The sequence below is a fragment of the Streptomyces sp. NBC_01320 genome (genome assembly GCF_035974375.1).
Classification (GTDB): Bacteria; Actinomycetota; Actinomycetes; order Streptomycetales; family Streptomycetaceae; genus Streptomyces; species Streptomyces yanii.
Map to the genome: position 1 here is coordinate 3,839,790 of NZ_CP108390.1, position 23,624 is coordinate 3,863,413.

The 23,624-nt window shown below is 71.3% G+C and carries 20 protein-coding genes and 2 pseudogenes; 9 read left to right on the plus strand and 13 right to left on the minus strand.

The features are described 5' to 3' along the window. Positions 1–20 precede the first annotated feature (20 nt). On the plus strand, positions 21–1,544 hold the full coding sequence (locus OG395_RS17540; RefSeq protein ID WP_327243802.1) for a DUF6056 family protein: 1,524 nt from the start codon (positions 21–23) through the stop codon (positions 1,542–1,544). Here the strand turns inward: OG395_RS17540 and OG395_RS17545 are convergent. Then, positions 1,519–2,655 carry a PP2C family protein-serine/threonine phosphatase gene (locus OG395_RS17545; protein ID WP_327243803.1) on the minus strand — a complete coding sequence of 379 codons (1,137 nt, stop codon included), beginning with the start codon at positions 2,653–2,655 and terminating at the stop codon, positions 1,519–1,521. The genes OG395_RS17540 and OG395_RS17545 overlap by 26 nt on opposite strands. A gap of 150 nt (positions 2,656–2,805) precedes the next feature. Here OG395_RS17545 and OG395_RS17550 point away from each other — a divergent pair, with 150 nt between their 5' ends. Beyond that, complete coding sequence (locus tag OG395_RS17550) at positions 2,806–3,306, plus strand: DUF6069 family protein (RefSeq protein WP_327243804.1); 501 nt, start codon at positions 2,806–2,808, stop codon at positions 3,304–3,306. Positions 3,307–3,400: 94 nt separating this feature from the next. Here the strand turns inward: OG395_RS17550 and mnhG are convergent, their stop codons facing one another. The 6 genes and pseudogenes from mnhG to OG395_RS17580 form a co-directional block, all read right to left on the minus strand. Next, positions 3,401–3,754 (minus strand): monovalent cation/H(+) antiporter subunit G, encoded by a 354-nt coding sequence (gene mnhG / locus OG395_RS17555; RefSeq protein ID WP_327243805.1) that lies wholly within the window; start codon positions 3,752–3,754, stop codon positions 3,401–3,403. Positions 3,755–3,774: 20 nt separating this feature from the next. After that, positions 3,775–4,068 (minus strand): monovalent cation/H+ antiporter complex subunit F, encoded by a 294-nt coding sequence (locus tag OG395_RS17560; RefSeq protein WP_327243806.1) that lies wholly within the window; start codon positions 4,066–4,068, stop codon positions 3,775–3,777. Continuing rightward, on the minus strand, positions 4,065–4,694 hold the full coding sequence (locus OG395_RS17565; RefSeq protein WP_327243807.1) for a Na+/H+ antiporter subunit E: 630 nt from the start codon (positions 4,692–4,694) through the stop codon (positions 4,065–4,067). Before OG395_RS17565 ends, OG395_RS17560 begins: the two co-directional genes overlap by 4 nt. Continuing rightward, the gene (locus OG395_RS17570; RefSeq protein ID WP_327243808.1) at positions 4,691–6,349 is read right to left on the minus strand and encodes a Na+/H+ antiporter subunit D; all 1,659 of its coding nucleotides are present in this window, start codon (positions 6,347–6,349) and stop codon (positions 4,691–4,693) included. Before OG395_RS17570 ends, OG395_RS17565 begins: the two co-directional genes overlap by 4 nt. Beyond that, on the minus strand, positions 6,346–6,951 hold the full coding sequence (locus OG395_RS17575; protein ID WP_327243809.1) for a Na(+)/H(+) antiporter subunit C: 606 nt from the start codon (positions 6,949–6,951) through the stop codon (positions 6,346–6,348). Before OG395_RS17575 ends, OG395_RS17570 begins: the two co-directional genes overlap by 4 nt. Continuing rightward, positions 6,948–9,855: pseudogene (locus tag OG395_RS17580) on the minus strand (Na+/H+ antiporter subunit A). Before OG395_RS17580 ends, OG395_RS17575 begins: the two are co-directional and overlap by 4 nt. Positions 9,856–9,980: 125 nt before the next feature. Between OG395_RS17580 and OG395_RS17585 the strand changes: the two are divergent. Next, the gene (locus tag OG395_RS17585; RefSeq protein ID WP_327243810.1) at positions 9,981–10,292 is read left to right on the plus strand and encodes a nitrate- and nitrite sensing domain-containing protein; all 312 of its coding nucleotides are present in this window, start codon (positions 9,981–9,983) and stop codon (positions 10,290–10,292) included. 69 nt (positions 10,293–10,361) lie between these two features. Next, entirely contained in the window at positions 10,362–11,495 is a 1,134-nt protein-coding gene (locus OG395_RS17590) for an FAD-dependent monooxygenase (RefSeq protein WP_327243811.1), read from the plus strand. A 48-nt stretch (positions 11,496–11,543) separates the two neighbouring features. Here the strand turns inward: OG395_RS17590 and OG395_RS17595 are convergent, their stop codons facing one another. Both OG395_RS17595 and OG395_RS17600 read right to left on the minus strand, forming a co-directional pair. Further along, positions 11,544–11,945, minus strand: a complete 402-nt coding sequence (locus OG395_RS17595; RefSeq protein WP_327243812.1) for a RidA family protein — start codon at positions 11,943–11,945, stop codon at positions 11,544–11,546. Next, complete coding sequence (locus OG395_RS17600) at positions 11,942–13,135, minus strand: acyl-CoA dehydrogenase family protein (RefSeq protein ID WP_327243813.1); 1,194 nt, start codon at positions 13,133–13,135, stop codon at positions 11,942–11,944. Before OG395_RS17600 ends, OG395_RS17595 begins: the two co-directional genes overlap by 4 nt. 88 nt (positions 13,136–13,223) lie before the next feature. On the opposite strand from OG395_RS17600, the pseudogene OG395_RS17605 reads away from it, so the two are divergent. The 4 genes and pseudogenes from OG395_RS17605 to OG395_RS17620 all read left to right on the plus strand — a co-directional run bounded on the left by OG395_RS17605 (position 13,224) and on the right by OG395_RS17620 (position 17,026). Next, positions 13,224–14,856 (plus strand): annotated as a pseudogene (locus OG395_RS17605) (AMP-binding protein). A 4-nt stretch (positions 14,857–14,860) separates the two neighbouring features. Then, positions 14,861–15,688 (plus strand): PaaX family transcriptional regulator, encoded by an 828-nt coding sequence (locus tag OG395_RS17610; RefSeq protein ID WP_327243814.1) that lies wholly within the window; start codon positions 14,861–14,863, stop codon positions 15,686–15,688. 40 nt (positions 15,689–15,728) lie between these two features. Beyond that, on the plus strand, positions 15,729–16,601 hold the full coding sequence (locus OG395_RS17615) for a GNAT family N-acetyltransferase (RefSeq protein WP_327243815.1): 873 nt from the start codon (positions 15,729–15,731) through the stop codon (positions 16,599–16,601). Between the two features lie 11 nt (positions 16,602–16,612). Then, positions 16,613–17,026: a hypothetical protein gene (locus OG395_RS17620; RefSeq protein WP_327243816.1), complete on the plus strand. Its 414-nt coding sequence runs from the start codon at positions 16,613–16,615 to the stop codon at positions 17,024–17,026. Here OG395_RS17620 and OG395_RS17625 read toward each other — a convergent pair. Continuing rightward, positions 17,013–19,295 (minus strand): bifunctional salicylyl-CoA 5-hydroxylase/oxidoreductase, encoded by a 2,283-nt coding sequence (locus OG395_RS17625; protein ID WP_327243817.1) that lies wholly within the window; start codon positions 19,293–19,295, stop codon positions 17,013–17,015. The genes OG395_RS17620 and OG395_RS17625 overlap by 14 nt on opposite strands. A gap of 4 nt (positions 19,296–19,299) precedes the next feature. Further along, complete coding sequence (locus OG395_RS17630; RefSeq protein WP_327243818.1) at positions 19,300–20,127, minus strand: enoyl-CoA hydratase family protein; 828 nt, start codon at positions 20,125–20,127, stop codon at positions 19,300–19,302. A 225-nt stretch (positions 20,128–20,352) separates the two neighbouring features. Between OG395_RS17630 and OG395_RS17635 the strand changes: the two genes are divergently transcribed. After that, positions 20,353–20,787 (plus strand): ATP-binding protein, encoded by a 435-nt coding sequence (locus tag OG395_RS17635; RefSeq protein WP_327243819.1) that lies wholly within the window; start codon positions 20,353–20,355, stop codon positions 20,785–20,787. 21 nt (positions 20,788–20,808) lie between these two features. Here the strand turns inward: OG395_RS17635 and OG395_RS17640 are convergent, their stop codons facing one another. Both OG395_RS17640 and argF read right to left on the minus strand, forming a co-directional pair. Beyond that, positions 20,809–22,257: an amino acid permease gene (locus OG395_RS17640; protein ID WP_376335796.1), complete on the minus strand. Its 1,449-nt coding sequence runs from the start codon at positions 22,255–22,257 to the stop codon at positions 20,809–20,811. Between the two features lie 204 nt (positions 22,258–22,461). Next, positions 22,462–23,466 carry an ornithine carbamoyltransferase gene (gene argF / locus OG395_RS17645; RefSeq protein WP_327243821.1) on the minus strand — a complete coding sequence of 335 codons (1,005 nt, stop codon included), beginning with the start codon at positions 23,464–23,466 and terminating at the stop codon, positions 22,462–22,464. Positions 23,467–23,624 lie beyond the last annotated feature (158 nt).

Sequence of the window (23,624 nt, forward strand, 5' to 3'; positions counted from 1 at the left end):
ACCACGGTTCGAGAAGCACGATGACGGCCCCCGGCCCGGCGCGGGAGGCGGCCCCCGGTGCCTCACGGACAGGCCTTCCGGAGCAGTCGAGCGAACGGGTACGGACAGCACCCGGCAGGACGGCGAACGCCCGTCCCGTACCGGCGTGGAGGACGCTCTGGCCGGCTGCGCTCTGTCTCCTGCCACTCGGTCTGCTCGGGGCGGCGGCGTGGTACGGGCGGTGGGTCCGGCCCGGGGCGGACGAGTGGTGCTTTCTGCCGGTCGTGCGGGACGAGGGGCTCCCCGGGATGGTCGGGAAGTTCTATCTGGGGGACAACGGGCGGATCGCGAACGCCGTTCTGGTCTGGGCGTACGGGACGTTCGGCGTCGCGGGGCACCAGTGGTTCGGGCTGGTCAGCGGTGTGGTCACGCTGGGGATCCTGTGGGCGGTGACCGTATCGGCGCTGCGCCGGGGCGGTGTGACGGCGCCACGCGGAGTCCCCTTGCTCGTGGCGTCGATGGTGACGGCCGTCTTTCTGTTCGCGACGCCCAACACGTACAAGACGTTCTACTGGCCCGCGTCGTCCGTCTCGCACACCATGGCGCCGGTTCTGGCCTGTGCCGCGGCTGTTCCGCTGCTCCGGGCCCGGTCGCGCAGGGGGAGGCGCTGCGCGCTGGTCGCCGTTTTCGTGACGGGTCTGTGCATGGGGACGCTGTCGGAGGAGGCGTCCGTCGTCGTGCTCGTCGTCCTGTCGGCCGTTCTGCTGATCCTCGCCGGGCGGCGCCGTGCCGGTGTGCGGTGGTGGTGCCTGGCGGGCATGGCGGGGACCGTGACCGGAACGCTCGTGCTCTACACGTCGCCGGGCGCGAGGATCCGGCGGGAGCGATTCGACACGGACGGACTGTCCTTCCTCGCGCCCGACTCGCTTCTCGGGTCCCTGCGCGGCTTCGGGCACATCCTGGGAACGCTCCTCACCACGTGGGCCTATCTGGGGGCGGTCGCGGCGGGGGTCCTGCTGGGGCTGCTCATCAGGGGGCCCGGTGGGCGGCGCGTGGTCCTGCCGAGGCGCTGGCCGCTGCTGTCCTGCGCCGGTGTCCTCGCGTTCCTGGTCTCCGGCTATCTCTGCACGGTCGTCGCGTATCCCGCATTCGGCGCGAGCGTGATGACCTCCTCGCGGATCTGGAACGACTTCCTGCTGCTGTACGTCGCGGAGCTCGTCGGGGCCGGCGCGCTGGTGGGACTCGCCCTGGGTCTGCGCGTGCGGCGCACCGGTGCGGTGCAGGCGGCCGGTGCGGCGGTGTGTGCCGTCGTGTGCCTCGCGCTCGCCGTCCCGCTGGGTCAGCTCGAACGCGACATGCACGCCCGGGCGGTGAAGTGGGACCGCCAGGACCGTTGGATGCGCGCGCGTGCGGCGGAGGGCGACCGGGTTCTCCCGTACATGCCGCTGTCGGTCGGCGGCATGGTGGAACCGTTCCGTCAGCACGGGCGGAAGGTCTGGCCGGCCACATGCGTCGCCGACTACTACCACCTGGATCGGATCACCTACTCGCTGCGGCTCCCCTGACCGGGCCGGACGCCTTCGTGATCGCGATCAGGACGGCGTCGTCGCCCAGGTGCCCGCCGGCGTGCCGCAGCAGGTCGGTCCGGAGATGCTCGACGAGGGCGTCGGGGCCGGTGCCCTTCCAGGTGGCGAGCCGGTCGGCGAGCGGGTAGAAGACGCCGCTGCGGTCGCGTGCCTCGATGACGCCGTCGGTGTAGAGCAGCAGCAGATCGCCGGGGCGGAAGCCGAAGGTCTCGACCTCGTACTCGTTCGCCGACACGATGCCGAACCCCAGCGGGAGCGCGGGCTCCCTGACCTCCAGCGTCTGCACCCGGCCGTCGCGGAGCAGCAGCGGAGGGGGATGCCCGCAGTTCACCAGCCGGACGCAGTGGTCGTCCTCGTTGACGTCCAGGACCAGCGCGGTCACGAACGATTCGTCGTACTCCGGGTCCGTCTCGGCGAGCTGGGCCATGTTCCAGTACGAGGCGTTGGCGATGTGCGCCACGGCTCCGGGCAGCGAAAGGTTCTCGTACGCCGCCCCGCGGAACGCCCCCACCACCACCGCGGCGTCGTCGACGGCGGGCAGGCCGCTGCCGCGGACGTCGCCGACCACCAGGCGGGTGCCGCCCGGGGCGGGCACCGCGGCGTACAGGTCACCGCCGATCTGGGCCTCCTCCTCCGCCGCGATGTACACGGACGCGATGCTCAATGGGCCGATCCGGTGGGGCAGCGGGTGCAGCAGGACCTGTTGTGCGATGACGGCCACCGAACGCACCCGGTCCAGTTGCTGCTCGTGGCGGTCGAGGGCATGGCGGAAGACCACCAGGAAGATGGAGATCACGATGACGGCGGCGATCTGGGCCTCGTGGTTCGGTGTCCCGACGCCGCCCTGCAGAGCCGCTATGAGGACCTGGGCCGCCACGGCCAGTGCTCCGACGACGGCCGTCAGGCCGGGACCGGCGAAGGAGGCGGTGACCGCGGGCGCGGCGACGAGGAACGGGCCGAGGTGGATGGACTCCGGGCTGTTGAGGTCGATCAGCGCGATGGTCGCGATGGTGGCGATCGGCACGGCGAGCAGTCCCTGGCTCAGCCGCCGGGACGGGGTGAGGCGGTTGTCTCTGTGCCGCACGCGCATGTCTACTGCTTACACCCCTGTCGACCCGTCCGCGCCCCGTGGACGTCAGGGGATCCTCAAGTGCGTCACCCGCACGGACCGCGTGCGCTCGCCGGCCCCGGGCGCCCGGTCCACGATCGGGGTCCGTGTACCGAGAGGAGAAAACCGATCGTGGACGCATGGAACTCGCAGAACAGCTACGGGCAGCCGCAGCAGCGGACCGGATACCTCCGCCCGAAACCACCCCGGCTCCGTGTCGACGCGGCGCGGCTGTGGGCGGGCGGCGCCATGACCGCCGTCATCGCCGCGCTCACCGCCGTCGTCGGGGTGTTCCTCGTCCGCGGGGTCCTGGACGTGCCCCTCTTCGCGCCGAAGAGCGCCGGAGCGCTGGGCGACGCCTCGACGGGGCTGCTGGCCGCCGGGGCCGCGCTGGCGGCGCTGGCGGGGACGGCGTTGCTGCATCTGCTGATCGTCGCGACGTCGCAGCCGGGTCCGTACTTCGTCTGCATCGTCGTCCTCGCCACTGCCGTCATGGTGCTGCTGCCCTTCACCACATCGGTCCCCGTGAACGCCAAGATCGGCTCGGCGGCCGTCTGTCTCGCCGTCGGGACCGCGATCGGTTTTCTGCTGTCCGCCGCCGGCCGCAGCTCGGTACGACGCTCCCCCTACTGACGGCCGGGTCCGGGGCGTTCGGGGCGCACGGTCTCGGCGCGGGCCCGCGTCCGTACGAGGTGCCACTCCCGCCGACCGGGACCCGCCGGAGCTGTCATTTCTCCTCGGTCAGCTGGGCGTCGAGTTCGTCGAAGAGCAGCTCGCCGTGGTCGATCTGGCCGGTCCGGTACGCGGAGCGCGCCACCAGGTGCGCGGCGACCGGTCCGGTCATCATCTGGAAGAACCCGATCAGTGCGAGCGTGGCGAGGTCCATGCCGCTGCGCAGTCGCAGCGCGACCCCGGCGAGGACCAGCAGCATGCCGAGGCTCTGCGGCTTCGTCGCGGCGTGGCTGCGCGACAGGACGTCCGGCAGCCGCAGCATGCCGATCACTCCGAGCAGACAGACGGCGGCGCCGATGAGAACCAGGACCGCGCCGACCGTGTCGGCGATCTGGAGCCAGAGATTCACTTGCCTCCTTCATTGCGCTGTCACGTCTTCTTCGGCCGGTCGCGTACGGCGATGAAGCGGGCGATGCCCACCGATCCGGTGAACCCGAGGAAGGCGAGCACCAGCATGATCGGGAAGTAGAAGGGGTCGCGGGCGAAGGCGGACTTGGCGCCGAGCCCCGCGATGATGAGGGCGGCGCAGACATCCAGCGAGATCGCGCGGTCCAGCATCGAGGGGCCGCGCCAGACACGGGTGAGGAGCCCCACTCCGGCGATGACGATCAGCACGACGGCGGCGGTGAGGAGCGCCCGGTCGACGGTCTCGGGGACGCTCATGAGGTCATTCCCGCGGCAGGGGGCTGCGGCGCCGGCGGGGGTGGCTCGGCAACGCGGGCGATCTCGTCGCGGGTGCCGAATGCCCGTACGGTCAGCTCCTCCAGCCGCCAGACCGAGCGCCGGGCCGCATCGAGCGCGGCGGGCCGGTCGGCGTCGAGGACGTGCAGGAAGACGGTGGCCGTGGCGCGGCGCACCTCGACGACCGATCCACCGGGCACGTTCGACACGGCGACGGCGGTCGCCGCGAGCATCAGGTCGGAGCGGCAGCGCAGCGGTACGGCGATGACGGCGGCCCGGTGCGGATGGTCGACGAAGATCTGCCGGGTGACCTTCACGCCCGAGGTGTACATGTCGTAGAGCAGATAGCCGACGAGCAACACGATGCCCCAGGGGTGCAGCCGGAGCCCCAGGTCGACGCGGGGCAGCGGGAAGGCCAGGCAGACGGCCACCGCGACGAGCACGCCCGTCAGCACATTGGCCCAGTTCAGGCTGGACCAGAGCAGTACCCAGATGGCGGTGAGCCAGACGATCAGCGGGAGGTCGAGCACCCGGCGACGGCTGCCGAATTCGCAGCTGAGCGGCGGCAGTTCCGCGTTCCGGTAGGGCAGGGTGATCCAGCGTTTCACCGGCCGAGCACCGCCTCGGTGTAGGGAGTGCGAGCGAGGAGTTCGGCGGCCGCGCGATCGGTGTACGAGGTCAGTGGTCCGGCGAGCACGGTGAAGGCGAGGCCGAGGGCGACGGCCGCCGCGGTGGCAGCGGTCATCAGCCGCGGCAGTTTCGTCGTGGTGGTGACGGCATGGCCGTGGAGGGTGGCGGCCACCGCGCGGCCGGCGGGCTGGTGCCGGGGGAAGACCGGTTCGTCGCCGGTGCCGGGGATGCGGTCCGGGCCCTCGTCGGCGTCCTCGTCGTTGTCGCTCTCGTCGTCGGACTCCAGGACCGTGCCGTCCGCCGCCTGGCCGGGTGGCGCGGCCCGCCAGAACGCCAGGTTCCAGACCTTGGCCATCACGTACAGGGTCAGGAGGCTGGTCACCGCGGAGCCGATGACGAGGACCCAGGCCCAGACACTCCCGTCGGCGACACCGGCCCGCATCAGTCCGAGTTTGCCGATGAAGCCGGAGAGCGGCGGGATCCCGGCGAGGTTCATGGCGGGCACGAAGAAGAGGGCGGCGAGCAGCGGGGCGGCCTTGGCGAGTCCGCCGATCCGGGTGAGTTCGGTGGTGCCGCCGCGGCGCTCGATCAGTCCGGCGACGAGGAACAGCGTCGTCTGGACGGTGATGTGGTGGGCGACGTAGACGATCGCGCCGCCGTACGCGTCGCGGGAGGCGAGACCGATCCCGAAGACCATGTAACCGATGTGGCTGATGAGGGTGAAGGAGAGCAGACGCTTGAGGTCGGTCTGGGCGACGGCTCCCAGGATGCCGATCACCATCGAGGCGAGTGCGGCGGCCATCAGCAGGTCGCCGAGCCGGTTACCGGGGAAGAGCAGGGTCTCCGTTCGCAGCATGCAGTAGATGCCGACCTTGGTGAGCAGGCCGGCGAAGACGGCGGTGACGGGGGCGGGTGCGGTCGGGTACGAGTCGGGTAGCCACGCGGCGAGCGGGAACACGGCGGCCTTGATGGCGAAGACGGTCAGCAGCATGGCCTGGATCAGCGTCTGTACGCCGAGCGGGAGTCCGCCCAGCCGCCCGGCCAGCTGGGCGAAGTTGGCGGTGCCGGTGGCCGCGTACGTCATGGCGATGGCCGTGAGGAACAGCATCGACGAGAAGAGCGAGATGATCACGTACGTGGAACCGGCCCGGACGCGGGGGCCGGTGCCGCCGAGAGTGAGCAGGACGAAGCTGGCCACCAGCATGATCTCGAAGCCGACGTACAGGTTGACGAGGTCTCCGGCGAGGAACGTGCAGGAGACCCCGGCGACGAGGATCAGATACGCGGGGTGGAAGACCGCCACGGGTGTCTCTTCGTCGCGGTCGGCCATGCCCTGGCCGATGGAGTAGACCAGAACGCAGAGGGTGATGGCCGAGGAGACGGTCAGCATCAGTCCGGACAGCCGGTCGGCGACCAGTGTGATGCCGAGCGGCGGGGCGAAGTCGCCGAGATGGACGCTGAGCGGGCCCCGGGTGTCGGCGGAGATCATCAGGGCGACGGCGAGCGCGAGCACGGCGGTGAGCACGGCGACGCTGACGAAGCGCTGGAACTGTTTGAGCCGGGTGCCGAAGGCGAGACTCAGGCCGGTGGCGCAGAGCGGCAGCAGCACCGGCAGTGGGACGAGTGCGTTCACCCGGTGTCTCCTCGGTCGGTGTCCGTTCCGGTGTTCCGTTTCGTGGCGTAGTCCTCGGGGTCCGCGCCCAGCACGTCGTGCCAGAGGTCTCCGGTGGCGTCGCGGCCGCGGGCCTGGAGGGCGCGGTCGGCGCGCAGCCGGGCCCGGAGACGCCTCCGCTCCTCCCGGTAGCGGGCGCGTTCCTCCGGTGTGCGCTCGGACAGGGACCGGTACTGCTCGCGCAGTTCGTCCCGCTCCCCCAACACCTCGGCGCGCAGCGCGATGCGCCGGTCCTCCAGGTCGTCGTGGACCTCGTCGGTACCGGTCAGCTGATGGCTGCGGTAGGCCATCGCGAGAAGGAATGCCGTGGTGGCGAGGGTGATGACGATCGCGGTGAGGGCGATGGCCTGAGGCAGCGGGTCGGTGACCTGGCGGAGCGGCACGCCGTACAGGAGGGGTTCCCGCCCCGCCCTTCCGGTGGCGGAGATGACGAGCAGGTTGATCCCGTTGCCCGCGATCACCGCGCCGAGCAGGATCCGGGTGAGGGGGCGGGTGAGCATGAGGATGCCGCCGACGGCGCAGAGCACGGCGGCCGTGGCGAGGAGCGAGGCGCTGACCGTCACCGGACGGCACCTCCCGCCTCGGGCTCCGGTCCCGTTCCCGCCGCGGCGGCCGCCTTCTCCGCGGCGGCCCGCTCGATCTGCCGGTCGATCTTGGCGCCGAGTGCGCGCACGATGTCCAGCACCACGCCCAGGACCAGCAGGTAGACGCCGAAGTCGAAGAGTACGGGCGTGGCCAGGTGGTACGCGCCGATCACAGGAAGTCTGCCGTAGTAGGTCCACGCGTGCAGGACCGTGCCCTCGGCGAGGCCGAGCAGCGCCACGCCGGTGGAGACGAACAGTCCGAGGCCGGTGAAGAGTCCGGGCTGCAGCGGTGCGGCTTCGGCGAGTTCGAAGCGGCCGCCCGCCAAGTAGCGGGTGATCAGGGCGAGTCCGGCGACGAGTCCGGCGACGAACCCGCCGCCCGGCATGTTCTCGGCGCAGAACAGCAGATAGACGGAGAGCACCAGGATCGGGTGGAACAGCAGTCGGGCCACGACCTCGAAGACGACGGACCGGTGTTCGGGGGCGAGCGTGGCCCCCGCCGCGAGCCAGGACCGCTCCGGCGCCCCTTCGTCGCCCCGCAGCACCCCGGTCAGTCCCGGCGCCGTCAGCGACCAGGCCGTACGCCTGGGTACGTCCTCGCGCAGCCCGGATCCGTCCGCGCGGCGGTGCAGATAGAGCAGGCTCGTCACGCCGATCGCCGCGGCGGCGAGCACGGCGGACTCCCCCATCGTGTCCCAGGCCCGCAGGTCGACCAGGATGGTGGCGACGACGTCCTTGAGCCCGTGGTGCGCGGTCTCCTCGACCATGGCCGCCCCGGCGGGGTCTGCGGTGCGTGCGGCTGCCGCGACCCACACCACCACGCCGAGGGTCGCCGCCGCGGCCAGCGCCACCGGGATGCGTACGGCGCGCCGCCACGTACTGACCGCCTCCTCGAAGTGCACCGGCATCCGCCGCAGCACCAGCACGAACACGATCATCGACACGGTCTCGACGCAGAACTGGGTGAGCGCCAGGTCCGGGCCGCCCTGGACGACGAAGAGCAACGCGGTCCCGTACCCCGTCAGTCCCGCCAGCACCACGGCCTTCATGCGGCGGCTGACGGTGAGACAGAGCAGCGCGGACGCACAGGTCAGCGCCGCCACCGCCCCTTGCAGCGGTACGTCCCAGACGCGCGGCGCCGAAGCACCGCGCCAGGGCCGGTCCACCCCGAGCACGGCGAGCTGCCCGGCGAGCATCACGAGCAGCGTGGTGGCGAGGTAGACGGAGAGCGAGCCGCGCTGGACGAAGCCGGTGACGTCGAGCGAGATCCGTTCCAGGCCGAGCAGCAGACGTCCGAAGACCCGGTCGGCGGTCGGCCATGCGATCCGCCGGGAGAGCCGGGTCACCGTGGTCCGCCCCGCGAAGAGCACCACACCGCCCGCCACGGCGACGGCCGAGAGCAGCAGGGCCGTACCGAATCCGTGCCAGAGCGCGAGGTGGTACGGATGCGCGGGTGCGGGGAACGTGTCCGCGTACGCACTGAGCAGCCGGTACGTCCAGCCGACGCCCGGTCCGAGCACCAGACCGCAGAGGGCCAGCAGGCCGGGCGGCCCGAGGAACGCCCAGCCGACCCGGTGCACCGGAGTGGAGTCGACCCCGGGCTTGCGGGCGAACGCGCCCCAGACGAACCGCAGGGTGTACGCGACCGTCAGCGCGGATCCCGCGACGGTGACGCCGAGCGCCCAGCGGTCCGCGCTGTCGCCGCTCAGCAGCGCGTCGAACGCGGCCTCCTTCGCGGCGAAGCCGAGCATCGGGGGCAGCGCGGCCATGGACGCGGCGGCGAGCACGGCGACCGCGCACACGTGCGGCAGTGTCCTGCCCACGCCGGAGAGTCTGCGCAGGTCACGGGTGCCCGCCGCATGGTCGACGATGCCGGTGACGAGGAACAGCGGGGCCTTGAACAGGGCGTGCCCCAGGATCATGACGGCCGCGGAGAGCGCCGCGTCCCGGTTGCCGACCCCGGCGAGCACGGTCAGGAAGCCGAGCTGGCTGACGGTGCCGTAGGCGAGGACGAGTTTGAGATCGTTCAGTCGCAGCGCCCGCCAGCCGCCGAGCAGCATGGTCGCGCAGCCGAGCACCATGACGACGGGCCGCCAGACGGGGACGTCGGCGAAGCCGGGGGCCAGCCGGGCCACCAGGTAGACGCCGGCCTTGACCATGGCCGCGGCGTGCAGATAGGCGCTGACGGGGGTGGGAGCGGCCATGGCGTTCGGCAGCCAGAGGCTGAACGGCCAGATCGCCGACTTCGACAGCGCCCCGCACAGGATCAGCGCCACGGCCACCTGGACGGCGAGGCTCGTGCCCGGCGGGTCGGCGACGATCGTGGAGATCCGGTAGGTGCCCGCCGCCTGACCGAGGATCAGGAAGCCCACAAGCATGGCGAGACCGCCGAGCGTGGTCACAGTGAGGGCCTGGAGCGCGGACCGGCGGCTGTGCTTGAGCTCGCTGCTGTGCCCGATCAGCAGGAAGGAGAAGAGCGTGGTCAGTTCCCAGAACACATAGAGGGAGATCAGGTCGTCGGCGAGGACCAGGGCGAGCGAAGGCGAGCAGGTTCCCGGCGAACGCGGGGAGCTGCGGGGTGTCGTCGGAGAAGTACGAGGCGCAGTACAGCAGGACGAGCGCGCCGACCCCGGCCGCGAGGAGCACCATGAGTTCGCCGAGCGCGTCCAGGCGCAGGTCGACGGAGACGTCGTACGCCGGCATCCACGGCCACGACGAGGTGACGGACCCGCCGGACGCGGCGGTGTTCCACTGTGTGGCCGCCCACACCGTTGCGGCGGCGGGCGGCAGCGCGAGAACGACGAAGGCGCGGCTGCCCAGTCGCCGCACCAGCGGGCGCGCGCACGCGGCGAGAACGAAGTGGCAGACGATGAGCGTGGTCACAGGGTCCCGGAGGGCGTCCGGGGCCGCTGCGCGACATGACGGGCGAAGGGCACCAATTACAGATATATCCCCGGTCGCACTTCACCCGTACGGCGCGCCGCGCCGACCGCCCCCGCTCGGTTCACTTGGGCTCGCAGGAGGAGCGCCGGCTCAAAGCCTGTCGCGAAGGCGCCACCGACACGCTGGAACGGCAGCGCGAGCTGACCGACAAGGCGATCGACTCCTTCCAGTCGCTCTCCGATGTGGTCACCGACGACGCCCCGGCGGAGGTCAGGGACGGGGTCGCCCAGGTCCGCCAGGCGATCACCCAACTGCCCGCCCAACGCTCCCTGGTGGACAAGGGCGACAATGCAGCAGAAGGCCGTGTACACCTACTGCACGGATCTGATCACGGTCGATCTGGGGCTCTTCAGCGCGCTCAGCCACGTGGCACCTGATGGCGCTGCCCGTCGCAGTCGGTTGACCGGTCCGTTCCTTTCACCCTTCTCGCACTGGAGAGAACTGAGATGACATCACCCCTGCGCGTCCTGATTCACGGCGGCGGCATCGGCGGACTCACCCTCGCCACCGCCCTCGCCCGGCGCGGTCACACCGTCGAGGTGGCCGAGCTCCGCGACGAGTTGGAGGCCCTCGGTGTCGGCATCATCCAGCCGTCCAACGCCCTGCACGTCATGCGGGGGATCGGGGTGCTCGACGACTGCCTGAAGGCGGGGTTCGAGTGGGAGATCCTGACCATCTCCGACCCGGCCGGGGGGACGGTCGCCCGGATACCGCAGCCCCGGATGGGTGATGCCCCGTCCAACAACGGCATCCCGCGTCCCGCGCTGGCCCAGGTGCTCGGCGCCGCCGCCACGGCGGCCGGGGCGACGATCCGCTTCGGTACGACGATCACGGAGCTGTCCGACGACGGCTCCGGTGTGGACGTCACGCTCTCCGACGGCTCCACCGGCCGCTGGGACCTGGTGGTCGGCTTCGACGGGATCGGCTCGCCGCTGCGGACGCGGCTGTACGGCGACCGCTACACCCCCGAGTACACCGGATTCGCCAACTGGCGTGTGACGGTGCCCCGTCAGCCGCATGTGCAGGGTGTGGTGATGGGCGCGGCGGGCAAGGACGCCAAGGCGCTGCTCACCCCGATCACGGACGAACTGATGTATTTGGGAGCGGTGTTCGCCGAGGCGGAGGACTTCCGGCCGGATCCGGAGCGCGCGCACGAGCAGCTCACGGAGCGGCTCTCCGCTTTCTCCGGGCCGGTCGCCGAGGCGCTCGCCACGGTCACCGACCCGGCCTCCGTGGTGTATTCGCGGATCTCCCAGGTGACGGTCGAGGAGCCGTGGCACGTCGGCCGGGTGGTCCTGGCCGGTGACGCCGCGCACGCCAGCACCCCGCACATCGCACAGGGTGCGGCGATGGCTGTCGAGGACGCGGCCGTGCTCGCCGAGTCCCTGGACGGCGAGGTCGATGTGCCCGCCGCCCTCGCCACCTGGGAGGCGCGCCGCCGGCCCCGGGCCATGTGGGTGCAGTCCATGTCGCGTGCCGTGCTCAAGCAGGAGATGGGCGCCGCGACGACACCCGAGGAGGACGAGCTGCTGAAGGTCGGCATCCCGGGTGCGGCACATGTGCTGGTGCAGCCGTACTGATGCGCTTGCCGTGCGGGCGTGGCGCCACGTCACGCCCGCACGGTGTGTTCACGGCAGTACGGCGATGCCGTCGAGCTCGACGAGTGCCTGTTCGTCCCAGAGCCTCGCCGCCCCGATGACTGCCATCGCCGGGTAGTCGCGGCCGGCCAGCCGTTTCCAGATCCGCCCGAGATCGGGGGCGTGGGCGCGGTAGTCGGCGACATCCGTGGCGTAGACGGTCACCCGCGCCAGGTCGGCCGGGGAGCCCCCCGCCGCACGCAGCGCGGTGAGCAGATTGGTCAGGGCCGTCGAGAACTGCTCGGGCAGCGTGGCGCCGATGACCTTGCCGTCCCGGTCGAGGGCGGTCTGCCCGGCCAGGAGGACCAGGCGGCTGCCGGTGGCCGTGACGGCGTGCGAGAAGCCCGTGGGCGGGGACAGTTCGGCGGGGTTGATCCGGTGGATCGGGCTCATACGGCAGGCTCCTGATTCACGGTCGGCGTCCGGTGCGAATCCGGCGTCCGATGCGCGGCCCCCATCGCTGTCTCCGTCGCCGCCGCGTACAGCTCCTTGGCGATGATCGTGCGCTGGACCTCGCTGGCGCCCTCGTAGATCCGCGGGGCACGCACCTCCCGGTAGAGGTGTTCGAGCAGATGGCCGCGGCGCAGCGCGCGGGCGCCGTGCAGCTGGACCGCCGTGTCGACGACGTACTGCGCCGCCTCAGTGGCGTACAGCTTCGCCATCGCCGCCCGGCCCGGTACGCCGGGCTCCCCCGCGTCGTACGCCGCCGCGGCCGCGTAGACGAGAAGCCGGGCGGCCTCCGTGCGGGTGGCCATTTCGGCGACCTGGTGGGAAACGGCCTGCAGCTCCTTCAGCGGACCACCGAACGCCGTGCGTTGCGCGGTGTGGGCGAGGGTCGCGTCGAGGGCGGCGCGGGCCATGCCGACGGCGAACGCGCCGACGCTGGGACGGAACAGATTGAGGGAGTTCATGGCGACCCCGAAGCCGCGGTCGGGTTCGCCGAGCACATCGTCGGGCGTGACCGGCACGCCGTCGAGGGCGAGGGCGCCGATCGGGTGCGGGGAGAGCATGTCAAGGGCGGTGCCGGTCAGTCCCGGGCGGTCGGCAGGGACGAGGAACGCGGTGACGCCGCGGGCTCCGGCGCCTGGTGTCGTACGGGCGAAGACGGTGTAGAAGTCGGCCTCGGGGGCGTTGGAGATCCAGCGCTTCTCACCGGTCAGCCGCCAGCCGTCCGGGGCGCGCTCGGCCGCCAGGGCGAGCGCCGCGGCGTCGGAGCCGGCGCCGGACTCGCTCAGTGCGAAGGCGGCGACCGCACGCCCGGCCCGCACCTCGGGAAGCCAGCGCGCCCGGTGGGCCGGGGTACCCGCCTGGACCAACGGGTATGTGCCGAGTCCCTGGAGGGCCAGCGCGGTCTCGGCCTCCGTGCAGCCGCGGGCGAGGGACTCGCGCAGCAGGCAGAGGTCGAGGGCGCCGGAGGAGAAAAGGCGGTCGAGCAGGCCGAGTTCACCGAGGGCGGCGATCAGCGGGCGGTTGACGTGCCCCGGTTCGCCCTTCTCGGCGAGGGGGCGCAGCTCCTGTTCGGCCAGGGCGCGCAGCTCTTCGCACCAGGCGGTCTGTGCCGGATCGAGTGAGAATGCCGTCATACCGGCGCCTCTCCTGTCCCCTATCGCGAACTGTTGACTACCGTCATTCAAACGATACGCTCCAAGGGCGACAAGGGGGCGATCCGTTATGGACCCGAAGACCTCAGCGCACCTCGACACCTTTGCCCGGGAACATCTGCCACCACCGGACCAGTGGCCGGAACTGGTCTTCGACCTCCCCGAGCTGAACTATCCGGACCGGCTGAACTGCGCCGCCGAGCTCCTCGACGGCACGGTCGCCCGCTTCGGCCCCGACCGCCCCGCCTTCCATACGCCCCAGGGCGCAACCTGGAGCTACCGGGACCTCCAGGACCGGGTCGACCGGATCGCCCATGTCCTGACCTCCGATCTGGGGATCGTCCCCGGCAACCGGGTTCTGCTCCGCGGCCCCACCACGCCCCACCTCGCCGCCTGCTGGCTGGCCGTGCTGAAGGCGGGCGCGATCGCGGTGACCGTACTGGCCCAGCAGCGGGCCCAGGAGCTCGCCACCATCTGTTCGATGGCCCAGGTCGGTCATGCGCTGTGCGACATCCGCTCGGTCGATGACCTGGTGAAGGCCGGGGTACCGGGGCTGCGGATCACGGTGTACGGAGGTGACGGCCCCGACGATCTGCTGCACCTGGCCGAGGGGCGGCCGGGACCCTACCGCGCTGTGGACACGGCCGCGGACGATGTCGCGCTGATCGCGTTCACCTCGGGCACCACCGGACGTCCCAAGGGCTGCATGCACTTCCACCGCGATGTGCTGGCCATCGCCGACACCTTCTCCCGCCACGTCCTGCAGCCCTGTCCCGACGACGTGTTCGCGGGTAGTCCGCCGCTCGGCTTCACCTTCGGGCTCGGCGGTCTGGTGGTCTTCCCGCTGCGGGCCGGGGGGTCGGCTCTGCTGCTGGAACAGGCCGGTCCGCGGCAGCTGCTGCCCTCGCTGGCCGCCCACCGCGTCTCGGTCCTGTTCACCCGCACCGACCGCCTACCGCGTGATGCTCGACCACCTCGACAAGCACGATCTCGCCGCGCTGCGGCGCTGTGTGTCGGCGGGCGAGAACCTGCCCGTGGCGACCTGGCAGTCCTGGTACGAGCGCACCGGCCTGCGCATCATCAACGGCATAGGCGCCACCGAACTGCTGCACATCTTCATCTCCGCCGCCGACGACGTGATCCGCCCCGGCACCACCGGGATTCCCGTGCCCGGCTGGGAGGCGCGCGTGCTGGACCGGGACGGCCGCGCGGTGCCCGACGGGGAGCCGGGGCTGCTCGCCGTCCGCGGCCCGGTCGGCTGCCGCTATCTCGCCGACACCCGCCAGTCGGAGTACGTACAGCACGGCTGGAACCTCACCGGCGACACGTACACGCGTGACAGCGACGGCTACTTCCACTACGTCGCGCGAGCCGACGACATGATCATCTCCTCCGGGTACAACATCGCGGGTCCCGAGGTCGAGGACGCCCTGCTGCGCCATCCCGAGGTCGCCGAGGTGGCGGTGGTCGGGCATCCGGACGAGCTGCGCGGGCAGATCGTGGTGGCGTACGTGGTGCTGCGCGAGGGCGGCGGAGCGTCGACCGACGAGCTGCGCACACACATGAAAAGTGAACTCGCCCCCCACAAATGCCCGCGCGTCATCGAATTCGTGCCGGCGCTCCCCCGGACCGCCACCGGCAAACTGCAGCGGTTCCGGCTGCGGAGCGACGGGGACCGGACCGGCGGACGGGACCTAGAGTGATCACGTGGCCGAGCAGCACACCCCCAGATCCCTGATCGTCACCCTCTACGGCGCGTACGGTCGCGCCCCCGGCAATGCACCGCTGCCGGTGGCCGAACTGATCCGGCTGCTGTCCGTCCTCGGTGTCGACGCCCCGTCCGTACGCTCCTCCGTCTCCCGGCTGAAGCGGCGCGGGCTGCTCGTCCCCGCGCGTACCGTGAGCGGTGCGGCCGGGTACGCGCTGTCGTCCGACGCCCGCCAGCTGCTGGACGACGGTGACCGGCGGATCTATGCGCACCCGTCGCCGCCGCTCCAGGACGGCTGGGTGCTCGCCGTCTTCTCCGTACCGGAAGCGGAACGGCACAAGCGGCACCTGCTGCGCTCGCGGCTGGCGCGGCTCGGCTTCGGCACGGCGGCGCCGGGGGTGTGGATCGCACCCGCCGCGCTGTACGACGAGACTCGGCACACGCTGCAGCGGCTGGAACTCGCCCCGTATGTGGACCTGTTCCGCGGGGAACACCTCGGCTTCGCCGCGACGCGGGAGTCCGTGGCGCGCTGGTGGGACCTCGACGCGATCGCCCGGCTCCACGTGGACTTCCTGGAGCAGCACGAACCGGTGCTGCGGGCCTGGGAGTCACGCACCGGCGCCCCTGATCCCGAGACGGCCTACCGCGACTATCTGGCGGCCCTGGACTCGTGGCGGCAGCTGCCGTACGCCGATCCCGGCCTGCCGGAGGAGCTGTTGCCGAAGGAGTGGCCCGGGGGCCGGTCGGCGGAGGTGTTCGAGCTGCTGCACGCCCGGTTGCGGGACGCGGGGGCGCAGTTCGTACGGGGCGGGCCGGGCGGCTCGTAAAACGTGTGCACGGCAAGGACCCAACCGGCCATCATGGACCATGACCTGGACCTTCACTGACGATGCCGATGTGTTCCTGAAGGCGGCCGGTGCGTGGCTGGCCGGTCGGCCCGCCGAGAACACCCTGGTGCTGACCATCGCCGCGACGCTGCGCAGCAGCGGCGCTCAGGCGTACGGCGACGGCGCCCCGGTGCTGGGCTGGTGGCGCGGGCCGGACGGTGAGGTGGCGGGAACCCTGGTGCAGACCCCGCCGCACCCACCCCTGCTCGGCGTCGTTGCCCCGGAGGCTGTCGGTCCGCTGACCACCGCGTTCCCGCTGACCACTGTCAACGCGGACCGGGCCACGGCCGATGCGCTGGCCGCCGAGTGGCCCGGCCACCGGGTCGACAAGGAGCAACGACTTTACCGACTCGGCGAGTTGATCCCACCCTCACCCGCACCGCCGGGCGGCCCCAGGTCCGCGACGACCGCCGACCGGGCCCTCCTGGTTGCCTGGCATCGTGCGTTCGCCGCAGACGTCGGCCAGCCGAACGCGCGCGCCGAGCGAATGGTGGACGAGCGTACGGCGGCCGGCAGGCTGACGCTCTGGGAGATCGGCGGGGTCCCGGTGTCGATGGCCGGTGTCTCCTTGCAGGTCGCGGGTTCGGTACGGGTGGCGCCCGTGTACACACCGCCGGAGCACCGGGGCCGCGGGTATGCGGCGGCGGTGACGGCCGAGGTCAGCCGGGCGGCGCGGGAGGCGGGCTCGAACGAGGTGGTGCTGTTCACGGATCTCGCCAATCCGACGAGCAACGGCGTGTATCAGCGGATCGGGTTCCGGCCCGTGTCGGACCGGCTGCTGATCAGTGCGCGGGACGCCGGCGCGGAGGAGGGACGACCGAGTCCGGTGAGGTCCGCGGGCCGGTCCGACTGATCGCCGCGAATGTGGTGCGCTTCCGGCGGTTCGGGGAGGGCGGTCAGGAACTGCGGCCCGGCACCAAGTCGTTCCGGAACGGTTCGAAGGTGTACGTGATCGGTGGCTACGCCGGCATGGGGTACGAGGGAGTGACGGTCATCGGTCGGGGTCGGGGTCGGCATACCGGCGCCTGCATCACGATCGATATGGCCACCCGCGATCTGCACTCCTTCCGGCCGCCCCCGGTCCGCGGCCCCGCGGTTCTCCGCCGGTACGACGAGGCCCCGAGCGGGTGGTACGGGGACGAGACCCGAGAGGTGTCGGAGGCGATGGCCACCGTGCCGGCGGACGTGGTAAGCGCCGAGAGAACCGGGCACTGGCGCGGCTCCCCGCATCCGGATCCGTGCCGGCGCCACGAGTGTCTGACGCTCACCCCAGGGTGAGCCGCGGCTTCGGTGCGTCCGTGCGACCTGTCGGGGGTGTGCGGCTGCCCGCGCGGTACGGGAGCGGCCAGGGTGCGCCCGGTCCGGCGTAACCCTGTTCGGCCGCCGCGTGCAGGGTCCAGTGCGGGTCGTAGAGGTGCGGGCGGGCCAGGGCGCAGAGGTCGGCGCGGCCCGCCAGCAGCAGGGAGTTGACGTCGTCCCAGGATGAGATCGCGCCGACCGCGATGACGGGCACGACCAGGGTGTTGCGGATCCGGTCGGCGTACGGGGTCTGGTACGAGCGGCCGTACTCGGGGCGTTCGTCGGGGACGACCTGGCCGGTGGAGACGTCGATGGCGTCGGCACCGTGCGCGACGAACGCGCGGGCGATCTCGACGGCGTCCTCGGCCGTCGTGCCGCCGTCTGCCCAGTCGGTGGCGGAGATCCGGACGGTCATGGGCCGGTCGTCGGGCCACTCGGCGCGGACCGCGTCGAAGACTTCGAGGGGGAAGCGAAGTCGGTTCGACAGCGGTCCACCGTAGCTGTCGGTGCGTCGGTTGGTGAGCGGCGAGAGGAAGCCGGAGAGCAGGTAGCCGTGCGCGCAGTGGAGTTCGAGCAGGTCGAAGTCGCAGGTGACGGCGTGCCGGGCGGCCGCGGCGAACTGGGCGCGGATGACCTTGAGTCCGGCCCGGTCCAGCGCGTGCGGGACCTGGTTGACTCCTTCCGCGTACGGGATCGGGGAGGCGGCGGACAGGGGCCAGTTGCCCGCGTCGAGCGGCTGGTCGATGCCGTCCCACATCAGCTTGGTGGAGCCCTTGCGGCCGGAGTGGCCGAGCTGGATGCCGATCGCCGTGCCGGGCGCCGAGGTGTGGACGAAGTCGGTGATCCGGGTCCAGGCCGCCGCCTGTGCGGGGGTGTAGAGGCCGGCGCAGCCGGGGGTGATGCGGCCCTCGGCGCTGACGCACACCATCTCGGTCATGACGAGCCCGGCGCCGCCGAGCGCGCGGGCGCCCAGGTGGACGAGGTGGAAGTCGCCGGGAACGCCGTCGACCGCCGAGTACATGTCCATCGGCGAGACGACGACACGGTTGCGGAGTTCGAGACCGCGCAGCCGCAACGGGGTGAACATCGGCGGGGTGCCCGGGGCGCAGCCGAACTCCTCCTCGACGGCCGCGGTGAATCCGGCGTCGCGCAGCCGCAGGTTGTCGTGGGTGACGCGCCGGCTACGGGTGAGGAGGTTGAAGGCGAACTGGCGGGGCGCCTGGTCGACGTACGTACCGAGCTCCTCGAACCAGCGCAGGCTGGCCGCGGCGGCGCGCTGGGTCGATTCGACGACGGGGCGGCGCTCGGCCTCGTACGCGAAGAGGGCGGCGGGCAGGTCGGGCTGTTCCTCGATGCAGGCGGCCAGCGCGAGGGCGTCCTCGACGGCGAGTTTCGTGCCGGAGCCGATGGAGAAGTGTGCGGTGTGGGCGGCGTCGCCGATGAGGACGGTGTTGGCGTGCGACCAGCGGGCGTTGACGACGGTACGGAAGGTGAGCCAGGAGGAGTTGTTGGAACGCAGCGGGCGGCCGCCGAGGACATCGGCGAAGATCTTGGCGCAGCGTTCCGTCGAGGCTTCGGCGTCCATCGTGTCGAGCCCGGCCGCGCGCCAGACCTCCTCGCGCATCTCGACGATGACGGTGGAGGCACCGGCCGAGAAGGGGTAGGCATGCAGCTGCATCACGCCGTGTTCGGTCTCGGCGATCTCGAAGCGGAAGGCGTCGAGGGCGAAGTCGGCGGCGAGCCAGATGTAGCGGTTGCGGTGGGCGGTGAGGGTGGGCCGAAAGGTGTCGGCGTACGCCTCGCGGGTGGCGCTGTGCACCCCGTCGGCGGCAATCACCAGATCGTGCGTCGCGGCGAGTTCGGCGACGGGCGGGGCCTCTTCGCGAAAGCGGAGCCGTACCCCCAGCGACTGGCAGCGCTCATGAAGGATCTCCAGGAGCCGTCGGCGGCCCAGCGCCGCGAAGCCGTGGCCGCCGGATGTCTGGGTCCGGCCGCGGTGGACGATGTCGATGTCGTCCCAGCGCACGAACTCGGCCTGGAGCGCCCGGTACACCACGGGGTCGGCGTGCTCGATGCCGCCGAGCGTCTCGTCGGAGAGGACGACGCCGAAGCCGAACGTGTCGTCCGGGGCGTTGCGCTCCCAGACGGTGATGGAGCGCTCCGGGTCCAGGCGCTTGAGGAGCGCCGCGGCGTAGAGTCCGCCGGGACCGCCGCCGATGACGGCGATCCGCCTCATGCCGTACCGCATCGCGTTACCTGCCCTGCCATTTCGGCGGCCGCTTCTCCGTGAACGCGGCGTGGAACTCGGCGTAGTCGTCGCCGTGCATCAGCAGCGCCTGGGTGGCGGCGTCCATCTCGACGGCGGCGGCGAGCGGCATGTCGAGTTCGGCGGTGAGCAGCGCCTTGGTCTGGGCCAGGGCGAGGGCGGGTCCTTCGGCGAGGCGGTGTGCGAGCGCCGCGGCGCGTGTGTCGGCCTGCCCCTCCTCGGTCAGCTCACTGATCAGCCCGATCCGTTCCGCCTCGGGGGCGCGGACCTGCTCGCCGAGCATCAGCAGCCGGGTGGCATGGCCGAGACCGACGACGCGCGGCAGCAGATACGCAGCTCCCATGTCGCCGCCGGAGAGTCCGACCCGGGTGAAGAGGAAGGCGAACCGGGCGGACGGGTCGGCGACACGGAAGTCGGCGGCCAGCGCGAGGACGGCGCCGGCGCCTGCGGCGACCCCATGGACGGCTGCGATGACGGGGAAGGGGCACTCACGCAGCGCCCGTACGACCTGTCCGGTCATGCGGTTGAAGTCGAGCAGCTGCGCGGTGTCCATCGCCAGGGTGGCGCCGATGATCTCGTCGACGTCGCCGCCGGAGCAGAAGCCGCGCCCCTCGCCGGCCAGCACGAGGGCGCGCACCGAGCGTTCGCGCGACAGCTCGGCAAGGAGATCGCGCAGATCGGCATAGGCGCCGAAGGTGAGCGCATTGAGTTTCTCGGGGCGGGCCAGGGTGACGGTGGCGACGCCGTCGTCCGTCGTCAGCCGCAGATGGCGCCAGTGCTCCGTGCGCGGCGCGGAGCTGGGAAACGGGCTCATGGAGGGTGGTCCCCTTCAGCCGTCGGGCTGCTACCTGCCCTCGAATTTATCACCTATCCGTGACTCCCGTCACGAGCACGCAATAGGACGACGGTGAGGGCGAAGTGGCGAAGGTCCCATTCGTACCGGTCGCCCGCCCCTTGTCTGCGTCGTTGCACTTCGTATGGTTGAAACCGAGAAGTCTTGAGCTCCAGAAAGTCGTGCCCTCCGGAACGGAATCCTGCTGTGCCCCCCGATGCACCGATCCCCGCCTCCTGGCGTATCGCACTGCCGCACTCGACGGCGGCAGTGCCGATCGCCCGCGCCCTGATCCGTACGGCGCTGACGGACATCGGCGCCTCGGCCGACTCCCTCGACACCGCGGAGCTCCTCACCGCCGAACTGGTCGCCAACGCCGTGGAGCACACCGCCGGCGACGATCCGATCGAGCTGGTGGTGGAGATTCTGGAGACCGGCTGGCAGGTGGAGGTCCACGACCGCGACCCGGCTCCGCCGGGCGATCTCTCCCGGCCCGGTCCGGGCAGCGAACCGGACCCCTGGCAGGAGCACGGCCGGGGCCTGCTGCTCATCCGCACCCTCAGTTCGTCCTGCGGCCATCGCACGACGGAACACGGCAAGGCGGTCTGGTTCACCCTGCCGTCGCATCAGCCCCAGCACTAGCGCCGTGACCGGCGGGCGCTCTCAGGCCCGGTCCGCACCGGCCAGCCGGGACCGGCGTCGCCCGTAGCAGGCGTACACCGCCGCGCCGACCAGCAGGAAGACCGCGAACTGCACCCAGGTCGCCCAGCCCGTCCCGTACATCAGATAGAGGCAGAAGCCGACGCCCAGGATCGGGCTGACCGGGTAGAGCGGCACCCGGAAGGAACGCTTCAGCCCGGGGTGGCTGCGGCGCAGCGCGATCACCGCGACATTGACCGCCACCATGGTGGCGAGCGTGCCGATGGTGGTCAGGTTCACCACCGCGTCGAGGGAGGCGAAGGCCGCCGGAACGGCAAAGACGACGGCCACGATCCAGGTGTTGGCGACGGGCGTCGCGGTCCGCGGCGAGACGCGTTCGAAGACCCGCGGGACCAGGCCGTCGCGGGACATCGACATCAGGATGCGGGTCTGCCCGTACATCACCGCGAGCACGACGGACGCGATGGCGACGACCGCACCGAAGGCGATGATGCCGCCGCCGACGGTCGAGTCGGTGACCTGGTCGACGATCAGCGAGAGCGCGGCCGGCTTGTTCGAGACGGCGTCCGGGCCCAGTGCCCCGATGGCGGTGAGGGCGACCGTGCAGTAGAGCAGGGTGGCGACGCCGATGCAGATCATGATCGCGATCGGGATGTTCCGGCGGGGGTTCTTGACCTCTTCGCCGGCGGTCGTGATGGCGTCGAAGCCGATGTACGAGAAGAACGCCAGCGAGGCGCCGGAGGTGATCCCGGCCACGCCGTGGGTGGCGAACGGTGAGAGGTGTCCTGCCTCGAACGCGGTGAACGCGATGGCGCAGAAGGCGATCAGAATGCCGATCTTGAGGACGGCCATCGCGGCCGTGGCGCCCGCGCTCTCCCGGACGCCGCGCACCAGGAGGGTGGCGGCCATCATGATCACCACGACGGCGGGGAGGTTGATCACGCCGCCGTCGCCGGGCCCGGCGGACAGGGCGGCGGGCAGGTGCCAGCCGACGATGCTGTTCAGCAGCTCGTTGACGTACTGGCTCCAGCCGACCGCGACGGCGGAGACCGACACGCCGTACTCCAGCAGCAGGCACCAGCCGACGAGGAACGCGGTGCGTTCGCCGAGGGTGGCGTAGGCGAAGGAGTAGGAGCTGCCGGAGACCGGGATCGCGCCGCCCAGCTCGGCGAAGGAGAACGCGGTGAAGATGCAGGTGATCGCGGCGAGGACGAAGGAGACGACGACGGCGGGACCGGCCTCGGCGACGCTGTCGGAGAGGCCGACGAAGATGCCGGTTCCGACGATGGCGCCGATGCCGAAGCACACGAGCTGGAAGAGCCCCATGGTGCGCTTGAGGCCGTGCCCCTCCAGGTCGGCGCCGGATTCGGCGACCAGCTGGGTGGGGCTCTTGATGCGCAGTCCCGGCCGGGGCGACAGGCTCTGCGGGCGGAACGGACTCACGGGGATGATCTCTTCTCTGGTGGAGCATGTGGGGGGCGTGCGCGCGGAGCGGGTGAGGGGGCTCCGGTCGGCTCCGTGGGGGGAACGCGTCAGACACAACGATGGGGTTCGAGCCCGCGAGCTCGAACCCCACCAAGTGCAACCATAGTAACCAATTGCCTGCATGTTCACCCAATCGGGCGCATTTTCATGCAGAACTCGGGCGGCGACCCGTCAGCCGGCGGCCAGGGTCGCCACCAGGACGGCCTTGATCGTGTGCATCCGGTTCTCGGCCTCGTCGAAGACGATCGAGTGCGCGGACTCGAAGACCTCGTCGGTGACTTCCAGCTCGGTCAGCCCGTGGGCGGCATGGATCTCGCGGGCGACCTTGGTGCCGAGGTCGTGGTAGGCCGGGAGGCAGTGCAGGAACTTCACATCCGCGTTCCCGGTGGCGTTCAGGACGTCCGTGGTGACGGCGTACGGCGCGAGCGCGGTGATGCGCTCGGCCCAGACCTCCTTGGGCTCGCCCATGGAGACCCACACATCGGTGGCGACGAAGTCGGCGCCGCGGACGCCCTCGGCGACATCCTCGGTGAGGGTGACGGTCGCACCGCTGGCCTCGGCGAGCTTGCGGGCCTGCGCGACGATCCCCTCGGCCGGCCAGTAGGACTTCGGGGCGACGATCCGGACGTCCATGCCCAGCAGCGCACCGGTGACCAGGTACGAGTTGCCCATGTTGAAGCGGGCGTCGCCGAGGTAGGCGAAGACGATCCGCTCCAGCGGCTTGTCGCTGTGCTCGGTCATCGTGAGGACATCGGCGAGCATCTGGGTCGGGTGCCAGTCGTCGGTGAGCCCGTTGAAGACGGGGACCCCGCCGTACGCCGCGAGCTCCTCGACGGCCGCCTGGCTGTCACCGCGGTACTCGATGCCGTCGAACATCCGGCCGAGCACGCGGGCGGTGTCCTTCACCGACTCCTTGTGGCCCATCTGCGAACCCGAGGGGTCGAGGTACGTGGTCGAGGCCCCCTGGTCGGCGGCGGCGACCTCGAAGGCGCAACGCGTGCGGGTCGAGGTCTTCTCGAAGATCAGCGCGATGTTCTTGCCGCGCAGCCGCTGCACCTCCGTACCCGACTTCTTGGCCGCCTTGAGCTCGGCGGCCAGGTCGATCAGGCCGCGGAACTCCTCGGCCGTGAAGTCCAGCTCCTTGAGGAAGTGGCGGCCTGCGAGGTCTATGGCCATGGTGGCTGCTCCTGGGTCGGGCGAGGGTCGCGCGTACAGTTCTCTGGAAGTCTATACGAGAGTGCGCATTGCTATACAGACCCCGCGCGGCTGTGCCGCCTTCCGTACTCCCGCGCGGTCCCGTGTTCCCCCGTTCGGTCGCACGCTCCCCCGTGCTC

Bases quoted from the DNA above. Each gene is read 5' to 3' on its own strand.
- OG395_RS17590 (WP_327243811.1), top strand. From the start codon at position 10,362: ATGACATCACCCCTGCGCGTCCTGATTCACGGCGGCGGCATCGGCGGA.
- OG395_RS17615 (WP_327243815.1), top strand. From the start codon at position 15,729: ATGACCTGGACCTTCACTGACGATGCCGATGTGTTCCTGAAGGCGGCC.
- OG395_RS17540 (WP_327243802.1), top strand. From the start codon at position 21: ATGACGGCCCCCGGCCCGGCGCGGGAGGCGGCCCCCGGTGCCTCACGG.
- OG395_RS17560 (WP_327243806.1), bottom strand. From the start codon at position 4,068: ATGAGCGTCCCCGAGACCGTCGACCGGGCGCTCCTCACCGCCGCCGTC.
- OG395_RS17600 (WP_327243813.1), bottom strand. From the start codon at position 13,135: ATGACGGCATTCTCACTCGATCCGGCACAGACCGCCTGGTGCGAAGAG.
- argF (WP_327243821.1), bottom strand. From the start codon at position 23,466: ATGGCCATAGACCTCGCAGGCCGCCACTTCCTCAAGGAGCTGGACTTC.
- OG395_RS17545 (WP_327243803.1), bottom strand. From the start codon at position 2,655: ATGCGCGTGCGGCACAGAGACAACCGCCTCACCCCGTCCCGGCGGCTG.
- OG395_RS17630 (WP_327243818.1), bottom strand. From the start codon at position 20,127: ATGAGCCCGTTTCCCAGCTCCGCGCCGCGCACGGAGCACTGGCGCCAT.
- OG395_RS17595 (WP_327243812.1), bottom strand. From the start codon at position 11,945: ATGAGCCCGATCCACCGGATCAACCCCGCCGAACTGTCCCCGCCCACG.
- OG395_RS17625 (WP_327243817.1), bottom strand. From the start codon at position 19,295: ATGCGGTACGGCATGAGGCGGATCGCCGTCATCGGCGGCGGTCCCGGC.